This is a genomic window from Streptomyces sp. NPDC054765, from assembly GCF_053612065.1.
The window spans coordinates 1-25,800 of record NZ_JBSHBP010000052.1 but is presented as its reverse complement, the minus strand read 5'-3'; the positions used below and the strand labels follow the sequence as shown (position 1 = coordinate 25,800).

22 protein-coding genes are annotated in these 25,800 nt (G+C 70.4%); 8 read left to right on the top strand and 14 right to left on the bottom strand.

From position 1 onward, the window contains the following. Window positions 1–107 precede the first annotated feature (107 nt). The 4 genes from ACWGJY_RS27555 (at window position 108) to ACWGJY_RS27540 (ending at window position 3,469) form a co-directional block, all read left to right on the top strand. Window positions 108–1,079: a helix-turn-helix domain-containing protein gene (locus tag ACWGJY_RS27555; protein WP_453263546.1), complete on the top strand. Its 972-nt coding sequence runs from the start codon at window positions 108–110 to the stop codon at window positions 1,077–1,079. Continuing rightward, window positions 1,076–1,660, top strand: coding sequence for a peptide deformylase (locus ACWGJY_RS27550; RefSeq protein WP_453263545.1), 585 nt, complete (start codon window positions 1,076–1,078; stop codon window positions 1,658–1,660). The genes ACWGJY_RS27555 and ACWGJY_RS27550 overlap by 4 nt, the downstream gene beginning before the upstream one ends. A gap of 318 nt (window positions 1,661–1,978) precedes the next feature. Then, a complete protein-coding gene (locus tag ACWGJY_RS27545; protein WP_453263544.1) occupies window positions 1,979–2,575 on the top strand; it encodes a hypothetical protein in 597 nt (198 codons plus the stop codon). A 15-nt stretch (window positions 2,576–2,590) separates the two neighbouring features. After that, window positions 2,591–3,469, top strand: a complete 879-nt coding sequence (locus ACWGJY_RS27540) for a TIR domain-containing protein (protein WP_453263572.1) — start codon at window positions 2,591–2,593, stop codon at window positions 3,467–3,469. Between the two features lie 16 nt (window positions 3,470–3,485). Here ACWGJY_RS27540 and ACWGJY_RS27535 read toward each other — a convergent pair whose 3' ends face one another. The 3 genes from ACWGJY_RS27535 to glnA form a co-directional block, all read right to left on the bottom strand. Further along, complete coding sequence (locus ACWGJY_RS27535; protein ID WP_453263543.1) at window positions 3,486–4,358, bottom strand: hypothetical protein; 873 nt, start codon at window positions 4,356–4,358, stop codon at window positions 3,486–3,488. Window positions 4,359–4,497: 139 nt separating this feature from the next. After that, a complete protein-coding gene (locus ACWGJY_RS27530) occupies window positions 4,498–4,644 on the bottom strand; it encodes a hypothetical protein (RefSeq protein ID WP_453263542.1) in 147 nt (48 codons plus the stop codon). A gap of 873 nt (window positions 4,645–5,517) precedes the next feature. Further along, window positions 5,518–6,927 (bottom strand): type I glutamate--ammonia ligase, encoded by a 1,410-nt coding sequence (glnA, locus tag ACWGJY_RS27525; RefSeq protein ID WP_453263541.1) that lies wholly within the window; start codon window positions 6,925–6,927, stop codon window positions 5,518–5,520. 395 nt (window positions 6,928–7,322) lie between these two features. On the opposite strand from glnA, the gene ACWGJY_RS27520 reads away from it, so the two are divergent. Further along, complete coding sequence (locus tag ACWGJY_RS27520; RefSeq protein ID WP_453263540.1) at window positions 7,323–7,790, top strand: RDD family protein; 468 nt, start codon at window positions 7,323–7,325, stop codon at window positions 7,788–7,790. Window positions 7,791–8,089: 299 nt separating this feature from the next. Here the strand turns inward: ACWGJY_RS27520 and ACWGJY_RS27515 are convergent, their stop codons facing one another. From ACWGJY_RS27515 to lipB, 4 genes are all read right to left on the bottom strand, one after another. Next, window positions 8,090–8,800: a DUF4191 domain-containing protein gene (locus ACWGJY_RS27515; RefSeq protein ID WP_453263539.1), complete on the bottom strand. Its 711-nt coding sequence runs from the start codon at window positions 8,798–8,800 to the stop codon at window positions 8,090–8,092. A gap of 10 nt (window positions 8,801–8,810) precedes the next feature. Continuing rightward, a complete protein-coding gene (locus ACWGJY_RS27510; RefSeq protein WP_453263538.1) occupies window positions 8,811–9,041 on the bottom strand; it encodes an SCO2195 family GlnR-regulated protein in 231 nt (76 codons plus the stop codon). A 212-nt stretch (window positions 9,042–9,253) separates the two neighbouring features. Continuing rightward, window positions 9,254–10,204 carry a lipoyl synthase gene (gene lipA / locus ACWGJY_RS27505; protein ID WP_453263537.1) on the bottom strand — a complete coding sequence of 317 codons (951 nt, stop codon included), beginning with the start codon at window positions 10,202–10,204 and terminating at the stop codon, window positions 9,254–9,256. A 192-nt stretch (window positions 10,205–10,396) separates the two neighbouring features. Then, the gene (gene lipB, locus ACWGJY_RS27500; RefSeq protein ID WP_453263571.1) at window positions 10,397–11,161 is read right to left on the bottom strand and encodes a lipoyl(octanoyl) transferase LipB; all 765 of its coding nucleotides are present in this window, start codon (window positions 11,159–11,161) and stop codon (window positions 10,397–10,399) included. A 342-nt stretch (window positions 11,162–11,503) separates the two neighbouring features. Between lipB and ACWGJY_RS27495 the strand changes: the two genes are divergently transcribed. Further along, window positions 11,504–12,958: a regulator gene (locus ACWGJY_RS27495; RefSeq protein WP_453263536.1), complete on the top strand. Its 1,455-nt coding sequence runs from the start codon at window positions 11,504–11,506 to the stop codon at window positions 12,956–12,958. 18 nt (window positions 12,959–12,976) lie between these two features. Here ACWGJY_RS27495 and ACWGJY_RS27490 read toward each other — a convergent pair whose 3' ends face one another. The 3 genes from ACWGJY_RS27490 to ACWGJY_RS27480 all read right to left on the bottom strand — a co-directional run bounded on the left by ACWGJY_RS27490 (window position 12,977) and on the right by ACWGJY_RS27480 (window position 16,154). Continuing rightward, window positions 12,977–14,380, bottom strand: coding sequence for an FAD-dependent oxidoreductase (locus ACWGJY_RS27490; protein WP_453263535.1), 1,404 nt, complete (start codon window positions 14,378–14,380; stop codon window positions 12,977–12,979). Between the two features lie 227 nt (window positions 14,381–14,607). After that, window positions 14,608–15,492 (bottom strand): TIGR01777 family oxidoreductase, encoded by an 885-nt coding sequence (locus tag ACWGJY_RS27485; RefSeq protein ID WP_453263534.1) that lies wholly within the window; start codon window positions 15,490–15,492, stop codon window positions 14,608–14,610. Window positions 15,493–15,635: 143 nt separating this feature from the next. After that, window positions 15,636–16,154 carry a DUF4240 domain-containing protein gene (locus ACWGJY_RS27480; RefSeq protein ID WP_453263533.1) on the bottom strand — a complete coding sequence of 173 codons (519 nt, stop codon included), beginning with the start codon at window positions 16,152–16,154 and terminating at the stop codon, window positions 15,636–15,638. Between the two features lie 236 nt (window positions 16,155–16,390). Here ACWGJY_RS27480 and ACWGJY_RS27475 point away from each other — a divergent pair, with 236 nt between their 5' ends. Further along, entirely contained in the window at window positions 16,391–18,301 is a 1,911-nt protein-coding gene (locus tag ACWGJY_RS27475) for a hypothetical protein (RefSeq protein WP_453263532.1), read from the top strand. 111 nt (window positions 18,302–18,412) lie between these two features. Then, on the top strand, window positions 18,413–19,351 hold the full coding sequence (locus ACWGJY_RS27470; RefSeq protein ID WP_453263531.1) for an SDR family oxidoreductase: 939 nt from the start codon (window positions 18,413–18,415) through the stop codon (window positions 19,349–19,351). Between the two features lie 150 nt (window positions 19,352–19,501). Here ACWGJY_RS27470 and ACWGJY_RS27465 read toward each other — a convergent pair whose 3' ends face one another. From ACWGJY_RS27465 to sucB, 4 genes are all read right to left on the bottom strand, one after another. Then, entirely contained in the window at window positions 19,502–20,563 is a 1,062-nt protein-coding gene (locus tag ACWGJY_RS27465) for a helix-turn-helix transcriptional regulator (protein WP_453263530.1), read from the bottom strand. Window positions 20,564–20,959: 396 nt separating this feature from the next. After that, on the bottom strand, window positions 20,960–23,632 hold the full coding sequence (gene aceE / locus ACWGJY_RS27460; protein ID WP_453263529.1) for a pyruvate dehydrogenase (acetyl-transferring), homodimeric type: 2,673 nt from the start codon (window positions 23,630–23,632) through the stop codon (window positions 20,960–20,962). A 265-nt stretch (window positions 23,633–23,897) separates the two neighbouring features. After that, the gene (locus ACWGJY_RS27455) at window positions 23,898–24,521 is read right to left on the bottom strand and encodes a GntR family transcriptional regulator (protein WP_453263528.1); all 624 of its coding nucleotides are present in this window, start codon (window positions 24,519–24,521) and stop codon (window positions 23,898–23,900) included. Between the two features lie 238 nt (window positions 24,522–24,759). After that, the coding region (sucB, locus tag ACWGJY_RS27450; RefSeq protein WP_453263527.1) for a 2-oxoglutarate dehydrogenase, E2 component, dihydrolipoamide succinyltransferase at window positions 24,760–25,800 on the bottom strand (1,041 nt) is incomplete at its 5' end.

Below are 25,800 nucleotides of genomic sequence, written 5' to 3'. Positions count from 1 at the left end.
ATCCGGGCCAGTAAGGGAAGGAAAGCGGCGACGTAGACCGTGACGGGATGGTGAACTTGGATCACTCACGGTTCATTCATGCTCACCAACGATGACGCGGGGCTTCGATGGAAGCGCAAGGCGAGGAGATCACCGCCGAGCAGGCGGCCGAGGACTACGCAGCCGAGGTGGCGCACTGGCGGGAAGTACGCGGCATGTCCAAGAGGGCGTTGGCGCTGGCCATGGGCTTCGACCCGTCCTACGTCAGCCACGTGGAGTCGGGCCGCCACAAGCCCAGCGAGGAGTTCTCACGTCTCGCCGACGAGGTACTGAACGCCGGGAAGGCGATCTGGAGACGCTGGTGCGACTACGAGCAGGCAAAAGCTCGTACCCGGCGGTCGGCGCCGCCGCCCGCCCAGCGCGGGCCCGAACAGCCGTATGCGACCGGATCGGCCCTCGTCGTCGAACACGACGCGGCACGGCTCCGGTACGACGGCACCTCGTACCGGCTGACCATGCGCCGACGGCTGCGGAACACAGGTGAGGAGCCGGTGACCCGCTACCTGATCCGTATCTCCGTGGACCGCTACCCCGGCGACCCTGAGCAGTCGAACGCGCACTACCGAGCCCACCCGCTGACCTGGGACGAACTCGACCTCACCGCCACCTGCCGTGGCGAGGCGATGCGGTGGCAGGCCAAGCACGACCGCGATGCCTTCAAGGAGGTGTGGCTGCTGTTCGACAACGAACACGGCCGCTTCCCCCTCTACCCCGGCGAGTCCGTGTGGATCGAGTACGCCTACACCGTCGGCGATGACAAGTGGGGCAACTGGTTCCAGCGAGCCGTGCGCCTGCCCACCGAACAACTCGAAGTCCAGCTCGTCTTCCCTGCCGCCCTTGACCCCGTCGTGTGGGGCACCGAGACCTCCATGACCGCCGAAGCCTCCCCGCTGCGAACCCCTCCCGTCCGCAGCGACGACGGTGAACTACGGCAATTCACGTGGATCACGACTACACCCGCCCTGCACGCTCGGTACCGTCTGGAGTGGCGGTTTCGGGCACGGACCGAACGCGACTCAGATCAAGGGGAGTTCAGGTGATTGACGTGCGGCCCAGCCAGCAGATGCGAGACCTCGGCGTCGTCCAACACGGTGCCGGCATCCTCACCGAACCGGCCCGAGCCTTCGACCTGCCCGCCGAACGCGACGAAGCTGAACGCATCACAGACGAGCTCTTCGCCGCCATGGAACGGATCGGCCAGGTCCACCCCTTCGCCAAGGGCATGGGCATCGCCGCCCCACAGATCGGCATCGCGCGCGCCGCTGCGATCGTCCAACCGCCTGGCGACGCACCCGCGATCACCCTCCTCAACCCAAAGATCACCACCCGGTCCGGCAAGGCGGACGAGCACTACGAGGGTTGCCTGAGCTTCTTCGACGTTCGCGGCCTCGTCCCGCGCCCACTGAAGATCACTGTCGAGACCACCGCCCTGGCCGGCGAGACCGTGACCACTGTGTACGAGCGTGGCCTCGCCAGACTCATCCACCACGAGGTCGACCACCTCGACGGCTTGCTCTACACCGCCCGCATGCGGACTGGTGTCGCACCGATCCCCGTGGAGGAGTACCGGCAGACCGGCCAGGCATGGGCTTATGACGGCACAGCCCGACCGGAAGCGTGATGGTAGTTAGGGAGTCGCCCATACTCCGTTGCACTCCTGCACCAGTTCAAGCGCCTCGCCGTCCGTCGGGGAGGCCGTCTCGACGGGCGACGCCTCAAGAAGGCCATCGCATGATCGTGTTACGAGCTTTTCGGGTGACTCGAAATATTTTACGGACCATGCAACCGCCGGCGCGGCAGAATGGGACCATTGCAGTAACGGTCGGAAAATAGTGCGACTAATTCTTCGCGCCTTTCGCTTTGTGCGCCGAGGCTATCGCTGTTCGAAAGGTGGCGAGATGCTCCTGCCCCATGCTTCAATATCGCACGAAGCGGCGCCATGGAGATTTCGATGATCGCAGCAATGGTAACGGCCTGTGCCAGCATCCTGATCGCCATCATGGCTTACTGGCTGAACCATCAAGGGGAGACCCGCAGATCTTTGAGGGAAGCGCGAATCGACCGGGTGAGCAGTCAATTAAAAGACCTCTATGGCCCACTGCTCGTTCTAACGGAAACGAACGAGAAGGCGTGGAGAGAGTACTGTAGGCGCTACATTCTGCCTATTGGTGTAGGCCCGACAGAGATTCCGCTGCCGGAACTGGAGGAGGCTCGGTGGCGCATGTGGGTAGAAGCAGTGTTCGCCCCGACGGCCCAGAAGATGCGGGACATCATCACCGCCCGGGGTGACCTGATCATCGGGGGAGAAATGCCGCCCGTGGTCCTCGAATTTTGCGCGCACGCAGCCACCTATGACGCCCTTTTGGCGAACTGGGACGGAGTCGGACCAAGCAAATCCACCCTGATTCGCCATCCAGGAAACAGGTTCCTGTCCTACGTCCGTGAGTCGTACGGATTGCTGAAGGCGGAACAGGCGCTCCTGCTCAAGGTGGCGCGTGAGGTCGGTCGATTCGAATTCAATCAATCAGCCCGCTGACCAAAATGGAAGGAGATCGCTATCAAGGTATTTCTGAGCTGGTCAGGAGAGCGCTCCAAGAAGACCGCCGAAGCTCTGTGGTCCTGGTTACCGGACGTCCTCCAATACATCAACCCCTGGCTCTCTAGTCTGGACATTTCCGCAGGGAGGAGAGGGGTTCGAGAGATCACCGACGAGCTTTCCGAAACAAATTTTGGGATCATCTGCACAACCCCGGAGAATCAGTCTTCCACTTGGATTAACTTTGAGGCCGGGGCCCTTTCCAAGCAAGTCGAGGGTGGCTATGTCGTCCCGTTCTTGATCGGCATGAAAACGACCGATCTCATCAGCCCTCTCAGTCAGTTCCAGGCCGTCATCGGGGATAGCAAAGACGACGTACAGAAGCTTCTTTTCGACCTCAATGACGCCTCGGTCGGCCTGGCAATCCCGCGCGAAAGGTTGGAACGCGCCTTCCAGAGGAGTTGGCCGGAGTTCGAGAACGAAATGCGGAGCATCAGTGCAATTTCGTCGAGGGATAACCTCTCGAACACGGTGCAGCGATCCGAAGCGGACATGACGGAGGAGATCCTCCTTATTGCTCGACAGCTCGATCACCGCATGGCGGAGATCGAAAGATACGAGCTACGGGCGGACGGGGCACCGAGGCGGCCGCCTCGGGAAATTCGCCGGATCAGCGAAGAGAAGTTCATTGCGTCCTCATTCGCAAAGATCGGCTGGGAGGCCGTCCGCTCCTCCTGGGAAGGTGAGAGCGTAGTCATTGTAGCGCAGAGTTCAGATGGTTCCTCGCAGTCGATTTCGCGCGATTTTGTCGAGCGGCTCGCCAAGTCCCTGGGCCGGGAGGTAGCCGTGCTGGGGAAGGCCGGCAAGGTGATTGTTCGCAGCGACCTGACCTGAGATCTCCAACGCGTTCCTAGCGCTCGAATTTCACCTCGACCGGAATCGGCATCTTCTCCCTCTTTCTCAAACGCCGAAGACGCAATTCGCTGGCCTTCTCCGGCTCAACCCAGGAGTTCCATGCTTTGATATAGATTGCCACCTGGTCCCGCATGCCCATCCTGCGCTTGGAACCCCGCTTCTGTGTGTCCCTCGGCACCTCTCGCAGAGCAAGCCTCGCATCGCCAGGATCCAGACTCGCACCGGACTTGAGACCCGAAATCCACTCGTCGATATCCGCGGCAGGCGCCACATCAGTGGTCACGAAAAACCCCACCGCCGCCGCCGTCTGACTCGCGAACAGGTGCTTGGAAAGCTCACGACCGATGGCCACCGCCTCCCCGTACCTGTCTCTATCCTCGTTGTATGCGGCTAGGATTCGGTCGTTCGATACGTGAGCCCGGGCACCGCTCCAGGGATCGTTCGGCATCGTCTTGAAGAGAATCACGTGACGGATGGTGGAGGAAAGCAGGTGCAGGTATTTCGCGCCGGTCGACAACAGCGTATCCGCTGCACTCCGACGCTTTCCGGTGTCGAGAACCGGGAAAACGTCTCTCGCCACCCCGTCGAAGACGAGCATCTCTACGGGAGTGTTGGCCTCGATAATCGCATGGAGGCGATGCTGGCCGTCGAGGAGTGCACCGGTCTCGTCGAAGGCGATTCCCTGATGAGTCAACTTCCATTCACCACGGAGAATGGTCTCCGTCAGGGCTCTCACCTGCCCCATGTCCAGTCGTCTATTGACTGAATCCCGGGACAGGAAAGTTGCGGCAATTTCGGGGGTTACCTTGACGATTCGCGAGACGAAGTTTCCCTCCGGCTCCTCCGGCTCTGCCATAGCGATAGTCATCCTCTGATCTTAAAGTCACCGACACTCGAGCTCTGTGCTTTTGATCGCAAGTAATCAATTTTGATCAATAAGACGCTGCCCGAACACCTCCGATGCCTTAATTCAGCAAGCCAGGGACTGTTTGGAACTCGTAACATGATCACGGTGCCTGTGGATTGAGACGTCGTTCCCAGCGGACGGCAAGGCGCTTGAACTGGTGGAGTTGGGCGAAGGTCTGGTCGACGACGTAGCGGAGCTTGCCGAGGTCGATAATGTCGGGTTCATCCCGGCTGGAGGTGACCGGCATGCTGCGGCGTTTGCGCAGCTAACTGCGATGGGAGTTGCTGTCGTAGTCCTTGTCGCCCCGCAGGGCGTCCGGGCGCTTGCGGGGTGTCCGGCCCGGACGGCGACCGGAGGAACGCTGTCGAGCAGTGTGAGGGTCTGCGTGACGTTGTTGACGTTGGCAGCGGTGGGGATCACGTGGAAGGGAATGTCGTCGCCGTCGCTGATCAGGGGGTGCTTGTTGCCTGTTTTGCGGCGGTCGACCGGGGACGGGCCCCGTGGCCTCGCCCCCTTTTTTCGCGCGCACGTGGGAGGCATCCACGCATGCGCGCGTCCAGTCGATCCGCCCGGCCGCGTGCAACTCGGCCAGGAGTATGCGATGCGGGGCCTCGAACACCCCAGCCTCCTGCCAGCGGCCAAGCCTTTGCTAGTGGGTCTGCCCGTATCCGAAGCCCAGCTCCGGCGGCAACTGCTGTCAGGTGATGCAAGATCGTGTTACGAGCTCTCAGCAGCCCGCGGCAGGAAGCGCTGACCGGAGGGGGTTAACTGTCCGCGCAGTCCGCAGGACACCTGATGGAAGCCGTCGCCCAATAGGAAAGGGCCAGGTCACCGTTCCACGGGGAAGATCCCCGCAAGTCACCGACCCGGCTCATCATTGTGAGGCCAAGGAGGCTGGCGCGGTACAGAGCCTGGACGAACCAGCGAGGGCCGCTACCCCGATTACGGAGTAGCGGCCCTCGCGGCGTTTCTGACACCAAGTCAGAGGGTGGGCGGGCGGTGCACACGCGGTGCACAAGGGGGTGGAAAGCAAGCGGTGACGATGAGAACTACTGAGCAGAGTTCTCGCAGGTCACGGCATGTTTCCAGGGCTCCCGCCCAGGTCGGCCGGCCATGCTCTTTAGATGTCGAAGTACAGCTCGAACTCGTGCGGGTGCGGGCGCAGCTGGATCGGGGCGATCTCGCTGGTGCGCTTGTAGTCGATCCAGGTCTCGATCAGGTCGGAGGTGAAGACACCGCCCTGCTGGAGGTACTCGTTGTCGGCCTCGAGGGCGTCGAGGACGGCCGGGAGGGAGGTGGGGACCTGGGGGACGCCCGCGTGCTCCTCGGGGGCGAGCTCGTAGAGGTCCTTGTCGATCGGCTCGGCCGGCTCGATCTTGTTCTTGACGCCGTCCAGGCCCGCGAGGAGGAGGGCGGAGAAGGCGAGGTACGGGTTCGAGGACGGGTCCGGGGCGCGGAACTCGACGCGCTTGGCCTTGGGGTTCGAGCCCGTGATCGGGATACGCATGGCCGCCGAGCGGTTGCGCTGGGAGTAGACCAGGTTGACCGGGGCCTCGAAGCCGGGGACCAGGCGGTGGTAGGAGTTCACCGTCGGGTTGGTGAAGGCCAGCAGCGACGGGGCGTGCTTGAGGATGCCGCCGATGTAGTAGCGGGCGGTGTCCGAGAGGCCCGCGTAGCCCTGCTCGTCGTAGAAGAGCGGGCTGCCGCCCTGCCACAGGGACTGGTGGACGTGCATGCCGGAGCCGTTGTCACCGAAGATCGGCTTGGGCATGAAGGTCGCGGTCTTGCCGTTGCGCCAGGCGACGTTCTTCACGATGTACTTGAAGAGCATCAGGTCGTCGGCGGCGGCGAGCAGCGTGTTGAACTTGTAGTTGATCTCGGCCTGGCCGGCGGTGCCGACCTCGTGGTGCTGGCGCTCGACCTCCAGGCCGGCCGCGTCCAGCTCCAGGGAGATCTCGGCGCGCAGGTCGGCGAAGTGGTCGACCGGCGGGGCCGGGAAGTAGCCGCCCTTGTAGCGGACCTTGTAGCCGCGGTTGTTCTCCTCCGACCCGGTGTTCCAGGCGCCCGCCTCGGAGTCGATGTGGTAGAAGGACTGGTTCGCCGAGGTCTCGAAGCGCACGCTGTCGAAGACGTAGAACTCGGCCTCGGGACCGAAGTACGCGGTGTCCGCGATGCCGGTGGAGGCGAGGTAGGCCTCGGCCTTCTTGGCGATGTTGCGCGGGTCACGGCTGTACTGCTCGCCGGTGATCGGGTCGTGGATGAAGAAGTTGATGTTGACGGTCTTGTCGCGGCGGAACGGGTCCACGCGAGCCGTCGACAGGTCCGCGCGCAGCGCCATGTCGGACTCGTGGATGGCCTGGAAGCCGCGGATCGAGGAGCCGTCGAACGCGAGTTCCTCGGCCGGGTCGAATGCCTTCGCCGGGATCGTGAAGTGCTGCATCACGCCGGGCAGGTCACAGAACCTGACATCGACGAATTTCACGTCCTCGTCCGCGATGAACTTCTTGGCCTCGTCGGCGTTCTGGAACATCCAACTCCTCCTAGCCCGGTCACCGGTCGGCGGACGCGGGATTGCTACTCGGAACGCGACCATGTGCGGTGGCGCGTTGCCCGACCATAGGCAGGCGGGATTTCCCAAGCATGACCCATTTGTTTCGCCGAGGTTAACCGGCGCGCGGCCGCCCTTCACCCCCAGTGTGCGCCATCGCGGAGCCTTGTGGACCTGCGGAGCTGCGGTCTTCTGCGGAGGTGTGCCCGGCCGTCCCGGCGCTCGTGAGCCGGTCCCGCGCCCGGCTCGCAGGGCCTGCGGACCCCGTCGCTCGCGGCCCTCCGGGACCGGTCCCGCGCCCGGACGGTACGGCCCCGGACCTGGTCGGTTCCGGCCCTCCGGGAATCGAACGTATGCGGTCGCAGTACCGTGGTCGGGTGGACAACAGGCAAGCAATCGGATCGTGGATCTCCGGGCCCCGCGCGGCAGCCGAGGACCTGGGTGTCGAGTTCGGATACCGCGGGCAGCAGCTCGGGCTGCCGGAGACGGGGCCGGGCTCGATCGCCCGCCCCGGGCGCCGCTTCGCCGCGCTCTTCATCGACTGGGCGATGTGCCTGCTCATCGCGTACGGGCTGCTCAGCGGCGGTAAGGCGCAGTCCACGAGCAACTGGGCGCTGCTGGTCTTCGCCGTGCTCAGCGTCCTGACGGTGGGCACGGTCGGCTTCACGCCGGGTAAGCGGTTCCTGGGCCTGCAGGTGATCTCCGAGGGCGGCGGCCGGCTCACGCTGCCGCGGGTGGTGCTCCGTACCGTGCTGCTCGTCCTGGTCATCCCCGCCGTGGTCTGGGACCGGGACGGCCGGGGGCTGCACGACCGCCTCGCGCGCGCCGTGCAGGTCCGCCTCTGAGCCCGCACCCGTACCCCCGCACCCCGCACACCCCGTACCCCCGTGCCTGAGTGAGCCGTCGGCTCCGTATCGCGCTCTCGGCCCACTCGTTCGGCAGCGTGTCCGGGTGCATGCCGAGACGGAGTGGTATCCGGATGTATGCCGGGCCGGAGTGGTATCCGCGTGCATACCGGGCCGGAGACGATCCAGGCGCATGCCGAGTCGCATACGAACGCCCCGGAGCCATCGGCCCCGGGGCGTCGTCGTCCGGTCAGGTGTCGGTTCCGCCGGCCGGCAAAAGGCGCGGCCGGCCCGTACGGTCAGCGCGTCTTGCCGCCGCCCTTGGGCATCCGCATGCCCTTCGGCATCGGGCCCTTCGGGACCGGCATGTTGCTCATCAGGTCGCCCAGCGCCTTGAGCCGGTCGTTGACGGCCGTCACCTGCGCGCCGGGCAGCACCCGCGGCAGCTTCAGCAGCGTCGTACGGAGCTTCTTCAGCGGCACCTGGCCCTCGCCGTCGCCCACGATGATGTCGTGGACCGGGGCGTCGGCGACGGTGCGCGCCATCCGCTTCTTCTCGGCGGCCAGCAGGCCACGGAGGCGGTTCGGGTTGCCCTCGCCGACCAGCACGATGCCGGCCTTGCCGACGGCGCGGTGGACCACGTCCTGGCTGCGGTTCATGGCCACCGCGGGGGTGACCGTCCAGCCGCGGCCGACGTTGTCCAGCACGGCGGCCGCCGCACCGGGCTGGCCTTCCATCTGCCCGAAGGCAGCGCGCTCGGCGCGCCGTCCGAAGACGATCGCCATCGCGAGGAAGGCCAGGACGAAGCCCAGGATTCCCGCGTAGATGGGGTGGCCGATCGCGAAGCCGATGGCAAGGAGAACGCCGAATACGACGATGCCTACACCAGCGACGACTAGACCGACCTTGGAGTCGACCCGACGGGTCATCTTGTAGGTCAGGGCGATCTGCTTCAGCCGCCCGGTGTTCTCAGCCCCGGCAGCGCCGTCTGAGTTTGCCTTCCTCGCCATACGGCGAAGTTTACGTGGCGTGCGGGCGCCGGGTCGCCGCGGCCTCCAGTACGTACTCGGCCTCGTGACGGTCCTTGGCGCGGCGGCGGTCCTCCAGGACCGATGTCCAGGCGTTACGGCGGGCGGTGCGCTGCCCGCCGCGCATCAGGACGGCCTCGACGGCACGCAGGGCGCCGGTGACCGAGGGGAGGGGGAGAGCGGGGGTGGTGGCGGGGGTGGCGCGGAGCGGCGCGGCCTGCATGGTGGGTGACTCCCTCTGATCTGTTCGGAGAAGCAGGGGTTGGTGCGGGAGCGGTGCGTGCATCCATCGTCACGGAAAGGTGTTACCAACGGATGACCTGCCGGTCAAACACCGATGAAACGTTGACGCGGCCCCCACGCCCCCCGTCCTGGGGGAGTGCGGGCCGCGTCCTCAGCATGTGCCACGTTTCACAAGACGGCGCGCCGGGGAAATCAAACCGCCTGACTGGACGCCTCGACCTCGCGCCGTTCGACGGCCTGCTGGTAAAGGCGGCCGGCGCGGTAGGAGGAGCGGACCAGCGGGCCGGACATCACGCCGGCGTAGCCGATCTCCTCGGCCTCCTCCTTCAGCTCCACGAACTCGGCGGGCTTGACCCAGCGCTCGATGGGGTGGTGCCGCACGGAGGGGCGCAGGTACTGGGTGATCGTGATCAGCTCGCAGCCCGCGTCGTACAGGTCCTGCAGCGCCTGGCTGATCTCCTCGCGCTCCTCGCCCATGCCCAGGATGAGGTTGGACTTGGTCACCAGACCGGCCTCGCGGGCCTTGGTGATCACCTCGAGGGAGCGCTCGTAGCGGAAGCCGGGGCGGATGCGCTTGAAGATGCGCGGGACCGTCTCGACGTTGTGGGCCAGCACCTCCGGGCGGGAGGAGAAGACCTCGGCGAGCTGTTCGGGGACCGCGTTGAAGTCCGGGATCAGCAGTTCGACGCCGGTGTCGGGCATCGTGGCGTGGATCTGCCGGACGGTCTCCGCGTAGAGCCAGGCGCCGCCGTCGTCCAGGTCGTCGCGCGCGACGCCGGTGATCGTGGCGTACTTCAGGCCCATGGTCTGCACGGACTCGGCGACCCGGCGCGGCTCGTCGCGGTCCAGCTCCTGCGGCTTGCCGGTGTCGATCTGGCAGAAGTCGCAGCGGCGGGTGCACTGGTCGCCACCGATGAGGAAGGTCGCCTCACGGTCCTCCCAGCATTCATAGATGTTGGGACAGCCCGCCTCCTGGCAGACCGTGTGCAGGCCCTCGCTCTTGACCAGGCTCTGGAGGTGGTTGTACTCGGGACCCATCTTCGCCCGGGTCTTGATCCACTCGGGCTTGCGCTCGATGGGGGTCTGGCTGTTCCGGACCTCCAGGCGCAACATCTTGCGTCCGTCGGGTGCGACTGCGGACACGACCGGCGCCCCTTTCTGCTTACGCGGCATTCGTTTCTGCGGCGTACACCAGGGTACGCCCGTTGATTCGCACGTCTTTACGTGCGGGGCAACCCCGTATCGCGGGGTTGCATTCCCGGCGGTCCCCGGATGCCCCGGCCGACGGCCGGCCGGCCCCGGGCGCACGGCGGGCGGCCGTCCGCCAGACCTCCGTCACACCGCGCGGGGGAGCAGCTCGACGCCCTCCAGGACGGCCCGCAGATGTTTCTCGACGACGGGCAGCACCTCGGCGATGGTGATCTCGCGGCCCAGCTCGCCGGCCAGCGAGGCGACGCCGGCGTCACGGATGCCGCACGGCACGATCTTGTCGAACGAGGTGTTGTCCGGGTTCACGTTCAGTGCGAAACCGTGCATCGTGACGCCTTTGGCGACGCGGATGCCGATCGCGGCGAGCTTGCGGTCCTCGCGGCGCTGGCCGGCGTTGGACGGCGCGTACTCCGGGCCGTTCAGCCGCGGGTCGAACATCTCGTCCGCCACCCGCGGGTCGAAGTCGAGGTTCAGCCCGCCCAGGGCCGCCCGCTGTTCGACCGGGTCGCCCAGCACCCACACACCGCTGCGGCCCTCGATGCGGGTGCCCTCCACGCCGAACTCGGCACAGACGCGGATCAGCGCCTCTTCGAGCCGGCGGACATGGGCCACGACGTCAACCGGGCGCGGCAGCTTCTGGATGGGGTAGCCCACCAGCTGGCCGGGCCCGTGCCAGGTGATCTTCCCGCCGCGGTCCACATCGACGACCGGGGTCCCGTCCAGCGGGCGCTCGTCGTCGGACGTACGGCGCCCCGCGGTGTAGACGGCCTGGTGCTCCAGCAGCAGACAGGTGTCGGGCACCTCGTCGGCGAACCGGGCGGTGTGCACCCGGCGCTGTTCCTGCCAGGCGGATTCGTAGTCCACGGCGTCGGCGCCGAAGCCCAGATGCACAAAGCGCAGCCCCTCGGGTGCGGGGGTTTCCCCCCGAGCGGGGGTCTCCCCCCGAGAGATCGCAGTCACGGCAGCTCCTCTTCGAACCTTTGTTGCACTTTGCTGCAACGTTGATGCCACTTCGCGCCCATGCCACTGTACGGCCGCCGTTTCCGGACGCCGCAGGCGGCCGGTGTCCTGCACTCCCGCCCTGCTCACACGATCGGATGAACGCGGGGGAGAGGCGGCGTATGGGGCGCCGAAGGCCGTTACATTCACGCCGTTCCACAAGGGCGATGAGCATGCCGGACAGGGTCCGCCGAACCCGGCAGCGGCCCGGAAGGCAGGAGACCGGTAAAGCTGATGACGGAACGACCCCCGCACCACACGCCCAACCGCCAGCTCGCCGCGCTCATCGCCGAGGCGGGATTCTCCAATGCCGGGCTGGCCAGACGGGTTGATCAGCTCGGCATCGAGCACGGCCTCGACCTCCGCTACGACAAGACGTCGGTGACCCGCTGGCTGCGCGGCCAGCAGCCCAGAGGCACCACCCCCGCCCTGATCGCGGAGGTGTTCACCCGCCGGCTGGGGCGCCGGCTGTCCGCCCAGGACCTCGGTCTGGACGCCTGTGCGCCGGTGTACGCCGGGCTGGAATTCGCCGCGAGCCCCAGTGAGGCGGTGGACATCGTCAGCGGCCTGTGGCGCAAGGACTCCGGCAGCCACGCCGAGCTCCGCAAGATCGCCTTCACCCCGGCCGGTCTCGTGGTGCCCAGCCGGGACTGGCTGATCGGCCGCGCCGACGAACGCGTCGCCCGCGGCGAGACCCACGACGACGGGGCGGGCCGGGTGCCCGCCCAGGGCCGGGCCACGGTGCCCCGGCAGCGCCGCACCGACCGGGTCGACCGCACCCAGGGCTCCCGGGTCACCTCCGGTGACATCGCGGCGCTGCGCTCGGTCGGCGAGCTGTTCCGGGCGCTGGACCACGCCTACGGCGGCGGCCACGCCCGGCAGGCCCTGGTGCGCTATCTGGAGCACGAGGCCGAGCCGATGCTGCGCGGCAGCTACGGGGAGGCCGCCGGCCGCCGGCTGTTCGCGGCCGCCGCCGATCTGACCCGGCTGGCCGGCTGGACCTCGTACGACATCGCGGCCCACGGACTCGCCCAGCGGTACTTCGTCCAGGCCCTGCGGCTGGCCCAGGCCGCCGGGGACCGGGCGTACGGGTCCTACGTCCTGGTGACGATGAGCCGGCAGGCCGTCTACCTGGGGCACGGCAGGGAAGCCGTGCAGCTGGCGCGGGTCGCCCAGCAGGGCATCGGCAGCAGTGCGCCGCCCGCCGTGCAGGCCCTGCTGCACTCCGCCGAGGCGCGCGGCCACGGCGTCCTGGGCGAGATCCGGGCCTGCACGGCGGCGCTGGCCCGCGCCGAACGGGCGCTGGAGACCGTCCGCCCCGGCGACGAGACCCCGTACTGGGCGCGCTTCTTCGACGAGGCGCAGCTCGCCGACGAACTGGCGCACTGCCACCGCGACCTCCAGCAGTACCGCGCGGCGTCCCAGCACGCCGAACGCTCCCTCCAGCTGCGTGCGGCCGGGTTCGCCCGCAGCCGGCTCTTCTGCCGGGTGGTGCTGGCGACCGCACGGCTCGGCCTGGGCGAGCTGGAGCAGGCCTGCACGCTGGGCGCCGAGGCGGCGCTCCAGGCCTCCGAGATGCGGTCTGTACGCGCCCATGAGTACGTCAGGGACTTCGAGCGCCGCCTGGAGCCGTACCGGGACGCGGCGGCGGTGCGGGGGTACCGGGAACGGGTGGCGGCGCTGGGGTGAGCCGGCCCGGCGCCGGGCTCAGGCCGCCGCGGGGAGGGTGTCCGGTTCCGTCGTGAGCGCCGGCAGCCCGAAGTCCTGGAGGAGCGCGCGGGCGGCGCGGCGGCCCGAGTTCAGCGCGCCCTGGAGCGTGCTGGTGTCGCGGTGATCGCCGCACACATAGAGACCGGCGAGCACCCGCACCGACCGTTCCGGGTCGTGCGGGGCCGGCATCGCGGGTACCGCGTACGGGTCGTGATGGGCGGTCAGCAGATCCCAGTCGTCGGTGTGCGCACCGTAGATGCGGTCGAGCTGGGGCCGGATCGTCTTGTCGAGCACGGACAGCGGCAGCGTCGCCGCGGCGCCGAGCACGGTCGTGGTGATCAGCGACCGGCCCGGCGGCGTACGGGACGGGTCGATGGCGCCGGCGGCGTAGGTGTACGCGACAGGGCCGTCGGCCGGCAGGATCAGGGCCGTGTCGCGGGACGGTGCGCAACGGCCCGCGGAGGCCGCCGCTGCGGTGTGGTGCAGGACGGCGACCGGGTGGAAGGCGGGCACCCGCAGGCCCGGCAGCAGCTCGGCCGCCTCGCGCGCGCCGGTGGCCACCAGCACCGCCCGGCAGGGGATGGCGCCGTGCTCCGCGGTGCTGACCCCGGTGGTGGAGACGGCGGTGACCTGCACGTCCGTCCGGACCGTGCCGGGCGGCAGCGCGGCGGCGAGCAGCTCGGGGACGGCCATGGCGCCGCCGGCCGGCAGCCACAACCGCCCCTGCGCGTAGGCGCGCAGCGCCGCCGCCGCGCCCCGGCTGGACCCGCGCAGCTGCGGATCGCACAGCAGCGCGGCCAGCAGGGGCCGCAGGAACGCGTCGTGGCCGCGCGGCAGGAAGGCGGGGCGGCTCGCCAGGGCGTCGCGGATCGGACGGTCGGCGGGCGGGGCGTGGGGGGACGGGGCGGGGGGCGCGGCGGCGTCGGCGCGGCGGTCCGGACGGCGGTCGATCCGGCGGACCGTGCGGCGGTCCGGGGGCGGTGCGGTCCGCCGGTCGGTGAGGCGGACCGTCTGACGGTCCGTCGCCCGGCGTTCCGCGCGACGGTCGGCGCGCGAGAGGGAGCGTGCCGCCCAGAGCGCGCCCTTCGTGCTCCGGGGCGGGCTGATGCGCTGCGTCCGCCGGCCGGTGTGGAGGCTCAGACCGGGCGCGAACGGACGGAGCGTCAGATCGCCGAGGCCCGGGGTACGGCGCAGCTCGGCGGCGGAGACGGCCAGCGGCCGGCCGCAGCGGTCCAGCCGGAAGCCGTCGAGCCGGTCGGTGACGGACCGGCCGCCGATCACTGGCGCGGCCTCCAGGACCGTGACCGTCACCCCCGCGCCGGTCAGATGGCGGGCGGCGGCGAGCCCGGCCGGGCCGGCCCCCACGATGACGACGTCCACGGCCGATGCGGTGCGCAGCACATGACCCTCCCGAGGTCGGTCCCAACGGCGGCGCACCCGCGTCGTGCCCGGTGCCGCCGTGAGGGATACCGAGGTGCTGTGCGAGGACGGTAGGAAGACGGCGGGCCGTTCAACAGGGAGCGTCCAGGAGCGTGTCGAAACGCCCCTTGGCCAAAGCTTCCCGTGTGGCCCTGCGGCTATGCCGACCGGAGGGTGGTGTGACGCGCGCGACTTCGCGGCCCGGACGGCTACGCGGCCCGGACCGCCTCGATGATGCGGGGCCGGGTGAACGCGAACCCGGAGTCCAGCAGCCGCCGCGGAATGATCCGCCGGCTGGCCAGCACCTCACCGGCGAACTCCCCCAGGGCGATCCGCAGGACCGGTGCCGGGACGGTGAACAGCGTCGGGCGGTTCAGGACACGGCCCATCACGGCGGTGACCTCCCGGTTGGTGACCGGTTCCGGAGCCGTGAGGTTGACCGGCCCGGTCAGGCCCCCGGTGTCGATGAGGTGGCGGAGCGCCCTGATGTGGTCCTCCAGGGAGATGAAGCTCCAGTACTGGCTGCCGTCGCCGAGCCGCCCGCCGAGGCCGAGCCGGAACAGCGGGAAGAGCCGGCCCCAGGCGCCGCCCGAGCGCCCCACGACCAGACCGGTGCGGGCGAAGACGGTACGGATGCCCGCGTCCTGGGCCGGTTTCGCGGCGTCCTCCCAGGCCACACAGAGCTCCGGCAGGAACCCGCGGCCGGCCGGCGCGCTCTCGTCCGTCCGCCGGTCACCGGTGTCGCCGTAGTAGCCGATCGCGCTGCCGCACACCAGGACGCCCGGCGGGGTGTCCATCGAGGCGAGGGCCGAGGCGAGGGCCCTGGTGCCCAGCACCCGGCTGTCGCGGATCTCCTGCTTGTAGGCGGCCGTCCAGCGGTGGTCGCCGACCCCGGCGCCGGCCAGATGGACGACCGCCGCACAGCCGGCCAGCCCGGCCGTGTCGATCTCCTGGCGCCCGGGGTCCCAGCGCACCTCGCCGACGGCCGCGGGCGCGTGCCGTACGAGCCGGACGACGTCATGACCGTCCGCGCGCAGGGACCGTACGAGCGCCGTGCCGATGAGTCCGGTCGAGCCGGTGATCGCGATCCGCATGGGGCCATACTGCCCGCAGTGACGGGCCCGTGGTGGCACCCGGGGCCCGGCCTGCCGCGCCCCGGTACGAAAGCCCGGCCGCCGGGCCCGGAGCGAAACGGCCCGGAGCCGGGCGTGCCGGGCGTGCCGGCCGGTGGCCCGCCCTACGGCTTGAAACGGTCCCAGAGGGTGGGGAAGCGCTCCGCCAGGGCCTGTTCGTCGTCGAAGTCGAGGTACGTGCCGAGCGGTTCGCGCGGTGCCGGGGACAGCCCCAGGTCCGGCATCACCCCGCCGGTCAGCTGCTCGTACGCCTCGTCGGCCGCGTAGCCCAGTTCCTCGGCGTCGCCGTCCACCGCCTCGTCGAAGTCGTCCAGCAGGTCGGAGAGCTGGTCCGGGTCGTGCAGCGCGCCCTCGAAGACCTCCCGGCCCTGGCCGATCAGCCAGCAGCGGAAGTAGTCGAAGGCGTCGTCACTGGCGCCGTCCAGCATCACGGCGGCCGCGGCCCACAGATCCCAGGAGTAGGCCCGGTTGTAGCGGGACTCGAAGTGGCGGGCGAAGTCCACGACGGCATCCGGATCGAGCCCGAGGAGCCGCTCGACCAGCGCGTCGGCCTGCTCCTCGGGGTCGCCCTCGGCGGCCTCGCGGGAACCGTCGATCAGTTCCCAGAACTCCGTCTCGTCCATCACCGCTCCAGCATCTGCCCTGCCGGCGCCCGCCGCATGCGGAGTACCCCGGATGCGACGGGTCGTTATCCGGATCGGTGAAGCGGGGTGCACACCGGTGACGGGTTGTTCGGTTCGGACTCGCTCACCCCGGCCGGCGCTCCTGTGACCGTCCCATGAATCACTCGTTGGACGGCGTGCACGACCGAACGACGGCATATCCACCATTTCGCGAAGGGCTGTTCCAGGCCATGCCCATGGACGAACGTACCCGGGCCGATATCGAGCGGGCCGAGGCGGCCATCGTCGAGCACTATCCACGGCTCGTCCGCCTCACCTACCTCGTCCTGCCCCCGTCGACGGGCCGCCACCGACGGGTCCTGACCGCACACGGCCTGGTGCAGCGGGCGCTGCCGCGGACCCGGCTGCGCCGGCCGGACGGCGGACTGCCGGCCCAGCGCGGCCCGGCGGCCGAGTCGGGCTACGACGAGGTGCGGCAGCGGGCCCTGCGGCTGGCGCTCGCGCACGAGGGACGGCCGGTCCGGGGACCTGCCGTCCTGCCCCTGGTCTGGGGACTGCGGCTGTTCCCCCGGGCCGGCGGCGCCGATGAACTGGCCCTGGACCAGGCGCTGTCCGCCGTCCCGGCGTCGGTACGGGCCGCCATCGGGCTGTGGCAGCTGGAAGGCCTGGACGAGGACGCCACCCGCAGCGTGCTGGCACGGGCCGGGGTCGAGGACCCGGACGCGGCCCAGCGGGCGGCGGCGCAGCTGGACCGGGCGACCGGGGCCGGTGCCGCGGCACTGCTGAACTCCGGGGAGTTCGACCCGTGCACGGTGCAGACCCGGCCGACGGACCTGCTGCGCCGCCGGCAGCGGGTGCGGGCCGCGGTCGCGCTGGCGGTCGCGCTGGCGGTCGGCGCGGTGGCGGCGGGGGTGTGGCACGGCGACGGGGAGCGCACGGGCCACCCCAAGACCACCGCCGAACAGGCGCTGGACCCCGGCCGGCTGCTGCGCACCCCCAACGAGCAGTGGGCGGACACCTCCCGGATCGACTTCACCGCCTGGCCCGCCCGCGGCCGGCAGGCCGGTGACCGGGAGCTGCTGGCGCGGGCGCTGCGGGTCTGGGCCGCGCCGCCCGCCGACACCCGGATCACCACGGCCGCGGGCACCTCCACCCGGCCGCCCGGCCATCCGCCGCAGCTGCTGTACGCGGGCCTGATCGACAACGTGAGGGTCGTGGTGCTCCACGACGGCGAGCGGCTGGTGCGCTACGCCGAACCCGAAGACGCCACGCCCACGCTGCACTTCGCGCGGGTCGACGGCGCGGATCCGACCACCGCCGCCGCGCTGGTGATCGGGCGCGGCAACGGCTGGATGCGCTATCTGCTCGCGCCGTGGATCTCCGACCTCACCACCCGCGACCTGCTGGCACCGGCCGCGCCGGTACACGGGCTGCACGTCGCCCCGGACGGCGTCACCGACCGGATCCCGACACCGCCCGAAGGGGGCGCCGGCTGCGGGCGCTGGCCGGTGACCCAGTTCCGGCCCTCGACACGCATCGGGCCGCCCGGCCACAACCCTCCCTCCCTGGTGGCCGACCTCGATGACCTCGTCCCCGTCCACCTCACCTATGCGCCGCCGGCGTCCGGCGGCCTACCGGCCGGCGGGCCGGGCGAGGCGACCGGCGCTCCGGCGCTGCGGAGCTGGGCCCGTACGGCCTGCTCGCTCGGGTCGCTGCGCGGCACCGGCGTACGGTCCGTCAGCAACTGGGCGTTCGCCGGGCAGCGCCTCCCGGAGGGCGGCGGCAGCGCGACCTGGGTGTGCACCAGGGCCGACACCTGGCGCGGGCCCGGCAGCGTGACACTGCGGTTCCTGCCGCCCGCCGCGCGCCCCGCCGACCCCGGGCGGATCGCCGGACGGGCCGTGAACACCGCCGCCTGCAGCCGCTTCGGCGGTCCCGTGGTGGGCGGCGTCCACTGGCAGGCGAAGTCCGGCACGTCGTATCTGCTCGCGGCCGGCAGCCCCGGGGTCGGTGGCCTCGACGCCACCGGCGGCGTACGGGCCACCGGCGACAAGAACACGCTCGCCGCACCGGCCGGGCGGGGCGACCCGGCGGAGGTCACCGGGCGGCTGCCCGGCGGGGGGAGCGTGCGTGCACTCCGTCCGTAGGCGGCCGGATCGCCGGATGGCGGCCGATGAATCCGGACAGAAGGTGTCGGGTTTCACTGCCAGGGTCGCCGTGCAGGGATGCGAGGCACCTGACAGCGAGGAGTGAGGTACGTGACGGGACAGCAGGAACTGGCGGGACAGCAGGAACTGGCGGGACGGGTGGCGCTGGTCGCCGGGGCGACCCGGGGCGCGGGCCGGGCGATGGCGGTGGAGCTGGGGCGGGCCGGGGCCCTGGTGTATGTGACGGGACGTACGACCCGGGAACGGGTCAGTGAGGTCGGCCGGGCCACGGAGACGATCGAGCAGACCGCGGAGCTGGTGTCCGGGGCCGGCGGCACCGGGATCGCCGTGCCCGCCGACCATCTGGACCCGGCGCAGGTCAAGGCACTGACCGAGCGCATCGACCGGGAGCAGGGGCGGCTGGATGTGCTGGTCAACAGCGTCTGGGGCGGCGACCGGCTGATCGAGTTCCACACCAGGTTGTGGGACCTCGACCTGGACAACGGGCTGCGGATGTTCCGCCTCGGCATCGACACCCACATCATCACCAGCCATTACGCACTGCCCCTGCTGATCCGGCGCCCCGGCGGGCTGGTCGTCGAGGTCACCGACGGCACCGCCGCCTTCAACCGCACCTACCGCGACAACCTCTGCTTCGACCTCACCAAGAACGCCCCGCACCGCATCGCCTTCGGTCTCGCCGCCGAACTGGAGGAACACGGCGGCACGGCGGTCTCGCTCACCCCCGGCTTTCTGCGGTCCGAGGAGATGCTCGACCACTTCGGGGTGACGGAGGAGACCTGGCGCGACGCGGTGACCCAGGAGCCGCACTTCGCCATCGCCGAATCTCCGGCGCTGATCGCCCGCGGCGTACGGGCACTCGCCGCCGACCCGGACAAGGCGCGCTGGAGCGGCGGGTCGCTCTCCAGCGGGCAGCTGGCGAAGGAGTACGGCTTCACCGACACGGACGGTTCACGGCCCGACTGCTTCGGCTACTTCGAGGAGGTCGTCTTCGGCGGGAAGGACGCGAGCGCGGACGACTATCGCTGAGGGGTTCCGGTACCGGCGCCGGACAGCGGTGCCGGTATCCGGCCGCGGCGTCCGTACCGGCCGGTGGGGCGCCCGTCCGGCCGGCCGGCGGGTCATGGTCCCCACGACCCCGGGCACGCCCCCGGGCGAGCCGGCCTGGGCGCCTCCCGCCTACGGATCCTGTGCCCCTCGCGCCTCCGGATCCCGTGCTCCTCCCGCCTCCGTATACAGGGCGGCCGTCCGACGGGCCGCCGACGCGAAGCGCTCACGCAGCCCGGAGGGCGCGAGTATCTCGCCCTCCGGGCCGAGCGCCAGCAGCTGCGCATGGGCGACCTCGGCGGACTCCACCGCGAGGGTCACGGTCAGCCGGCCCAGCTCGTCGGGCCCGCCCGCGGACTGCGCCCGGGTGATCGCCTCGCGGGCAGCGGCGCGTTCGGTGACGTACGGCAGCTGCAGGACGCCCCGCGGGGAGAGCCGTAGCACCACCTCCTCGCGCAGGATCGACCGGGCGAACTGCGCCGCCCGCCGGGCCCAGAACGCCGGGAGGTCGAAGGAATCGTCGCGGATGAACCGCCCCCCGGCGTCGTCGGCGTCGGCGTCGTCGGCCGCGCCGCTCCCGGCGACCGCCACGGCGGTGAACCGGTCGACCCGGTAGACGCGGTAGTCCCCCTGGGTACGTGCCGCCAGGTACCAGACCCCCGCCTTCAGTACGAGGCCGTACGGCTCCAACTCCCGCTCCACCTCGGTGTCCTTGCGGAGGTAGCGGGCGGCGATCCGGCGGTCGTCCCAGACCGCGTCGGCGATCTCGGGCAGCAGGGCGGGCGGCTCGGGTTCCTGATACCAGCCGGGAGCGTCGAGATGAAAGCGCTGGGCGGCGCCCGTCGCGGCGTCGCGCAGCTCGGGCAGCAGGGCGGCGGAGACCTTCAGCCGGGCGGCGGACGCGGCGTCCGCCAGACCCATCTCGCGCAGGGCGGACGGCACTCCGGACAGGAAGAGCGCCTCCGCCTCGCTGCGGCCGAGGCCCGTGAGCCGGGTGCGGTAGCCGCCTATGAGGCGGTAGCCACCGGCCCGGCCGCGGTGCGCGAAAACGGGCACCCCCGCCTCGGAGAGGGAGAGGACGTCACGGGCGACCGTCCGCTCGGACACCTCCAGCTCCCGCGCCAGCTCGGCGCCCGTCATCGACGGCCGCGCCTGGAGCAGCAACACCATCTTGATCAGCCGGGCAGCACGCATGTATCCATCATGCCGGGGGGCACTGACAACGCTCGGGTTCGTTGTCGGGGCCGGGCCGGGCCGGTCCGGTCCGGGCAGCGGAGCGGGGCACCTCCCGGCCGAAGGCTGGGGGAGGGATACCGGGCGTCCCCTCCGACCCACCACACACACGGCATGAGCGCGCCCGCCCCTGCCACACACAAAGCCGCCCACCCCCACCGCGAAGCGGAAACGCACAGCACGGAAGACAGCCCGGCCCGGCCGTGGTCAGGGCGTGACCGGCCGGGCCGGTGGTGGCATCCCGTGCGAAGGCCCCGGGCGCGGGAAGGTGACCTCCGCACGGGAGTTGGGGGTGCTCCTGAGGGGCGGGGCGGCAGAGCCGTCCCACGAGGCGCGGGCCGCGGTGCGGCCCATGCCTCACAGGCCGTACCGCTCCCTGGCCTCCTTGACGGTCTCCGGCTTGACCTGGCCGCGTCGGGCGAGGGCGGCCAGCGCCTGGACGACCACCGACTGCGGGTCGACGCCGAAGTGGCGGCGGGCCGCCTCGCGGGTGTCGGAGAGGCCGAAGCCGTCGGTGCCGATGGAGGTCCAGTCCTGCTCGACCCACGGCGCGATCTGGTCGGGTACCGCCCGCATCCAGTCGCTGACCGCGACGACCGGACCGGGCGCACCGGCCAGCGCACGGGTGACGTACGGAATCCGGTCCTCGCCCTCCATCCGGGCGGCGTCGCACTCCAGCGCGTCGCGGCGCAGCTCCGTCCAGGACGGTGCGGACCACACGTCCGCCGCCACACCCCAGTCGGCGGCCAGCAGCTGCTGCGCCTCCAGGGCCCAGTGGATGGCGGTGCCGGACGCCAGCAGCTGGAGCTGCGGGCTGTCGGCCTGGGGCCTGGCGCCCTCCTGGAAGCGGTACAGGCCCTTGAGGATGCCCTCCTCGACGCCCTCCGGCATGGCCGGCTGGACCTTGGTCTCGTTGTAGACCGTCAGGTAGTAGAAGACGTCCTCGGCGTCGGGGCCGTACATCCGGCGCAGGCCCTCCTTGACGATGACGGCCACCTCGTAGGCGAACGCCGGGTCGTAGGAGAGCGCCGCCGGGTTGGTGGAGGCGATCAGGTGCGAGTGGCCGTCGGCGTGCTGGAGGCCCTCGCCGGTCATCGTCGTACGGCCCGCGGTGGCGCCGATGACGAAGCCGCGGCCCAACTGGTCGGCCAGCGCCCAGAACTGGTCGGCGGTGCGCTGCCAGCCGAACATCGAGTAGAAGATGTAGAAGGGGATCATCGGCTCGCCGTGCGTCGCGTAGGACGTCGCGGCGGCGGTGAACTCGGCGAGCGAACCGGCCTCGGTGATGCCCTCGTTGAGGATCTGGCCGTCCTTGGCTTCCTTGTACCAAAGGAGCTGGTCACGGTCGACCGGGTCGTACGTCGCACCCTTGGGGGAGTAGAGGCCGGCGGTCGGGAACAGCGACTCCATGCCGAAGGTGCGGGCCTCGTCGGGGACGATCGGCACCCAGCGCTTGCCGGTCTCCTTGTCCCGCATCAGGTCCTTGACCAGCCGGACGAACGCCATGGTGGTGGCGATCTCCTGGCTGCCGGAGCCCTTCTTCAGGGCGTCGAAGACCTTGTCGGCGGGGGCCGGGAGCGGCTTGGCGGTGACCTTGCGGGTGGGGGCCGGGCCGTCGAGGGCGGCGCGCCGCTCGCGAAGGTAGACCATCTCGGGGGAGTCCTCGGCGGGGCGCTGGTACGGCACCAGGTCGCCTTCCAGCGCGCTGTCCGGGATGGGGAGTTCGAGCACGTCACGCATGGTGCGGAACTCCGCCATGGTGAGTTTCTTCATCTGGTGGTTGGCGTTGCGGGACTCGAAGCCCGTGCCGAGGGTGTAGCCCTTGACGGTCTGCGCCAGGATGACGGTCGGCGCGCCCTTGTGCTCGACGGCGGCCCGGTAGGCGGCGTATACCTTGCGCGGCTCGTGGCCGGCCCGGGAGGTCTGGAACAGCTCCAGCAGCTTGGCGTCGGAGAGCCGGGTGGCGAGGGCGCGCAGCGTGTCGTTGCCGCCGAAGAAGTGTTCGCGCAGGTAGGCGGCGTCGCGGGTGGCGTACGTCTGGAACTGCGCGTCGGGGGTCTCGCCGAGGCGGCGGATCAGGGCGCCGTCGGTGTCGAGCGCGAAGACCTCGTCCCAGGCGCGGCCCCACAGCGACTTGACGACGTTCCAGCCGGCCGCGCGGAACTGGGCCTCCAGCTCCTGCACGATCTTGAAGTTGGGGCGGACCGGGCCGTCGAGGCGCTGCAGGTTGCAGTTGATGACGAAGGTGAGGTTGTCCAGGCCTTCGCGGCCCGCGAGCGCGAGGGCGGCGGTCGACTCGGGCTCGTCCATCTCGCCGTCGCCCAGGAATGCCCAGACGTGGGAGTTGGCGGTGTCCTTGATGCCGCGGTGCTCCAGGTAGCGGTTGAAGCGCGCCTGGTAGATGGCGGAGAGCGGGCCCAGGCCCATGGAGACGGTGGGGAACTCCCACAGCCAGGGCAGCCGCCGCGGGTGCGGGTAGGAGGGCAGGCCCTCGCCGCCGGCCTCCTGGCGGAAGTGGTCGAGGTGGTCCTCGGTGAGGCGGCCTTCGAGGAAGGCGCGGGCGTAGATGCCGGGGGAGGCGTGGCCCTGGATGTAGAGCTGGTCGCCGCTGCCGTCGCCTTCCTTGCCGCGGAAGAAGTGCTGGAAGCCGGTCTCGTAGAGCCAGGCGGCGGAGGCGAAGGTGGCGATGTGGCCGCCGAGGCCCAGCTTGGAGCCGCGGGTGACCATCGCGGCGGCGTTCCAGCGGTTCCAGGCGGTGATCCGGGCCTCCATCGCCTCGTCGCCCGGGAACGCGGGCTCGGCGGAGGTCGGGATGGTGTTGACGTAGTCCGTCTCCAGGAGGGACGGCAGGGCGGTGCCTTCGGTGCGCGCGGTGTGCTCCAGGGCACGGCGCATCAGATAAGCGGCACGCTGCGGGCCGGCCGCCTCGGTGACGGCGTCAAGCGACTCGCGCCACTCGGCGGTCTCCTCGGGGTCGCGGTCCGGGAGCTGGTCGAGCTGGCTGTACGGCAGGCGCACGGGATCGGGCATGGGTGGCCCCTTTCCGGACGGGAGGTAGCTCGGGGGTGCCGTCGTGACCGGGCCGCGTCCTCAGGGTGGACGGCGGCCTTGACGACACCCCCTACGAGTTCGGCAGGCAGGGTTGTCGCGCCCCGACGCACGACGATACGCCTCTGATCGATGATCGATCAACGATCGGGGAGGGAATCACCGCAGGTCGGCACGGGGTGCCGCCCTTTCAGGCACCGCGTGCCAGCTGAAGGGGGGGAGCGTCGGCCCCCTCCCGTACGCCCCCTCAGACCCGGGGTGCGCAGCTCAGCACATGTGACTTGAGCAGGGCGCCGATCTTCGGGTCGCGCCGCCGGAACGCGTCCACGATCTCCTGGTGGTCCTGGGCGTGCGAGCGCGGCTCCGGGCTGAACCAGCGGATCGACAGCGTCGTCCAGACCTCGATGCCCAGCGACTCCCAGGTGTGCAGCAGGACGGCGTTCCCGGCGGCCCGCACGATCTCCCGGTGGAAGGCCACCGTGTGCCGGACCTGTGCCTCCCCGTCAGCGGAGCGGTCCGCCTCGCGCAGCGCCGCCACCTCGTGCTCCAGCGCCACGGTGTCCTCGGCCAGCCGCCCGGCGGCCAGCTCGGCGGCCACCTGCTCCAGCCCGGCCCGTACCGGATAGCTCTCCTTGAGGTCGTCCGCGGTCAGATTCCGTACCCGAACGCCCTTGTTCGGTGCCGATTCGATCAGCTGCAGCGACTCCAGCTCACGCAGCGCCTCCCGTACGGGCGTCTGGCTGACCTCCAGCTCCACCGCGATCCGCCGCTCCACGATCCGCTCGCCCGGCTGCCAGCGGCCGCTGACGATCCCCTCGAGGATGTGCTCGCGGATCTGCTCGCGCAGCGAATGGACGACGGGCGGGGTCATGAGGTGCTCCTTCAGAGCGCGTGGTGACGAGGGGGCCATTATCCGGGACGGGCGGAAGGCCCCGGGCGCAAGGCCCCGGGGATGCGCAAAGGCGCCCGGGGATGCGCAAAGGCGCCCGGGGAAGCGCAAAGGCGCCCAGGGAAGCGCAAAGGCGCCCAGGGAAGCGCAAAGGGGCCGGCCCCGGCTCGTACGAACCGGGGCCGACCCCTGCGGCACACCTATGGCGTGACTGCCGGACTCAGAGACCGATCTCGGTCTCGAACTCGGCGGCCTCCAGGATCTGCTTGACCGTGGTCAGGTAGCGGGCGGCGTCCGCGCCGTCCACCAGACGGTGGTCGTAGGAGAGCGCCAGGTAGGTCATGTCGCGCACCGCGATGGTCTCGCCGAGGTCCGGGTGGTTGATGACCACCGGGCGCTTGACGGTGGCACCGATGCCCAGGATGCCGACCTGGTTCGGGGGCACGATGACGGTGTCGAACAGGGCGCCGCGCGAACCGGTGTTGCTGATGGTGAAGGTCGCACCGGACAGCTCGTCCGGCGTGATCTTGTTCGCGCGGACCTTGCCCGCCAGGTCCGCCGTCTTGCGGGCGATACCGGCGATGTTGAGGCCACCGGCGTCCTTGATGACCGGGGTCATCAGGCCCTTCTCCGCGTCCACCGCGATACCGACGTTCTCGGTGTCGAAGTAGGTGATGGTGCCCTCGTCCTCGTTGATCCGGGCGTTGACGACCGGGTGGGCCTTCAGCGCCTGGACAGCGGCCTTGACGAAGAACGGCATCGGGGAGAGCTTGACGCCCTCGCGCTGCGCGAAGGTGTCCTTGGCCTTGTTGCGCATCCGCATGATCGCGGTGATGTCCACCTCGACCACGGTGGTCAGCTGCGCCTGGCTGTGCAGGGCCTTCATCATGTTGTCGCCGATGACCTTGCGCATCCGCGGCATCTTGACGGTCTGGCCGCGCAGCGGCGACGCCTCGATGACGGGAGCCTTGGAGGCGGCGGCCGGCGCGGCGGCCGGAGCCGGCGCGGCGGCCTTGGCGGCCTCGGCGGCGGCGATGACGTCCTGCTTGCGGACCCGGCCACCGACACCGGTGCCCTTGACCGTGGACAGGTCGACGCCGTTCTCCGCGGCGAGCTTGCGCACCAGCGGGGTGACGTAGGCGCCGTCGCCCTCACCGGCGGCCGGAGCCGGGGCGGGGGCGGCCGGCGCGGCAGCGGCCGGTGCGGGGGCCGGAGCGGCCGGAGCCGGTGCCGGAGCGGCGGGCGCGGCGGGCGCCGGGGC

Coding starts and splice junctions, on each gene's coding strand:
- ACWGJY_RS27515 (WP_453263539.1), bottom strand. CDS start 8,800: ATGGCGAGGAAGGCAAACTCAGACGGCGCTGCCGGGGCTGAGAACACC.
- ACWGJY_RS27510 (WP_453263538.1), bottom strand. CDS start 9,041: ATGCAGGCCGCGCCGCTCCGCGCCACCCCCGCCACCACCCCCGCTCTC.
- glnA (WP_453263541.1), bottom strand. CDS start 6,927: ATGTTCCAGAACGCCGACGAGGCCAAGAAGTTCATCGCGGACGAGGAC.
- ACWGJY_RS27530 (WP_453263542.1), bottom strand. CDS start 4,644: ATGCCGGTCACCTCCAGCCGGGATGAACCCGACATTATCGACCTCGGC.
- ACWGJY_RS27545 (WP_453263544.1), top strand. CDS start 1,979: ATGGAGATTTCGATGATCGCAGCAATGGTAACGGCCTGTGCCAGCATC.
- ACWGJY_RS27535 (WP_453263543.1), bottom strand. CDS start 4,358: ATGACTATCGCTATGGCAGAGCCGGAGGAGCCGGAGGGAAACTTCGTC.
- ACWGJY_RS27495 (WP_453263536.1), top strand. CDS start 11,504: ATGACGGAACGACCCCCGCACCACACGCCCAACCGCCAGCTCGCCGCG.
- ACWGJY_RS27465 (WP_453263530.1), bottom strand. CDS start 20,563: ATGCGTGCTGCCCGGCTGATCAAGATGGTGTTGCTGCTCCAGGCGCGG.
- ACWGJY_RS27455 (WP_453263528.1), bottom strand. CDS start 24,521: ATGACCCCGCCCGTCGTCCATTCGCTGCGCGAGCAGATCCGCGAGCAC.
- aceE (WP_453263529.1), bottom strand. CDS start 23,632: ATGCCCGATCCCGTGCGCCTGCCGTACAGCCAGCTCGACCAGCTCCCG.
- ACWGJY_RS27485 (WP_453263534.1), bottom strand. CDS start 15,492: ATGCGGATCGCGATCACCGGCTCGACCGGACTCATCGGCACGGCGCTC.
- ACWGJY_RS27555 (WP_453263546.1), top strand. CDS start 108: ATGGAAGCGCAAGGCGAGGAGATCACCGCCGAGCAGGCGGCCGAGGAC.
- ACWGJY_RS27475 (WP_453263532.1), top strand. CDS start 16,391: ATGGACGAACGTACCCGGGCCGATATCGAGCGGGCCGAGGCGGCCATC.
- ACWGJY_RS27480 (WP_453263533.1), bottom strand. CDS start 16,154: ATGGACGAGACGGAGTTCTGGGAACTGATCGACGGTTCCCGCGAGGCC.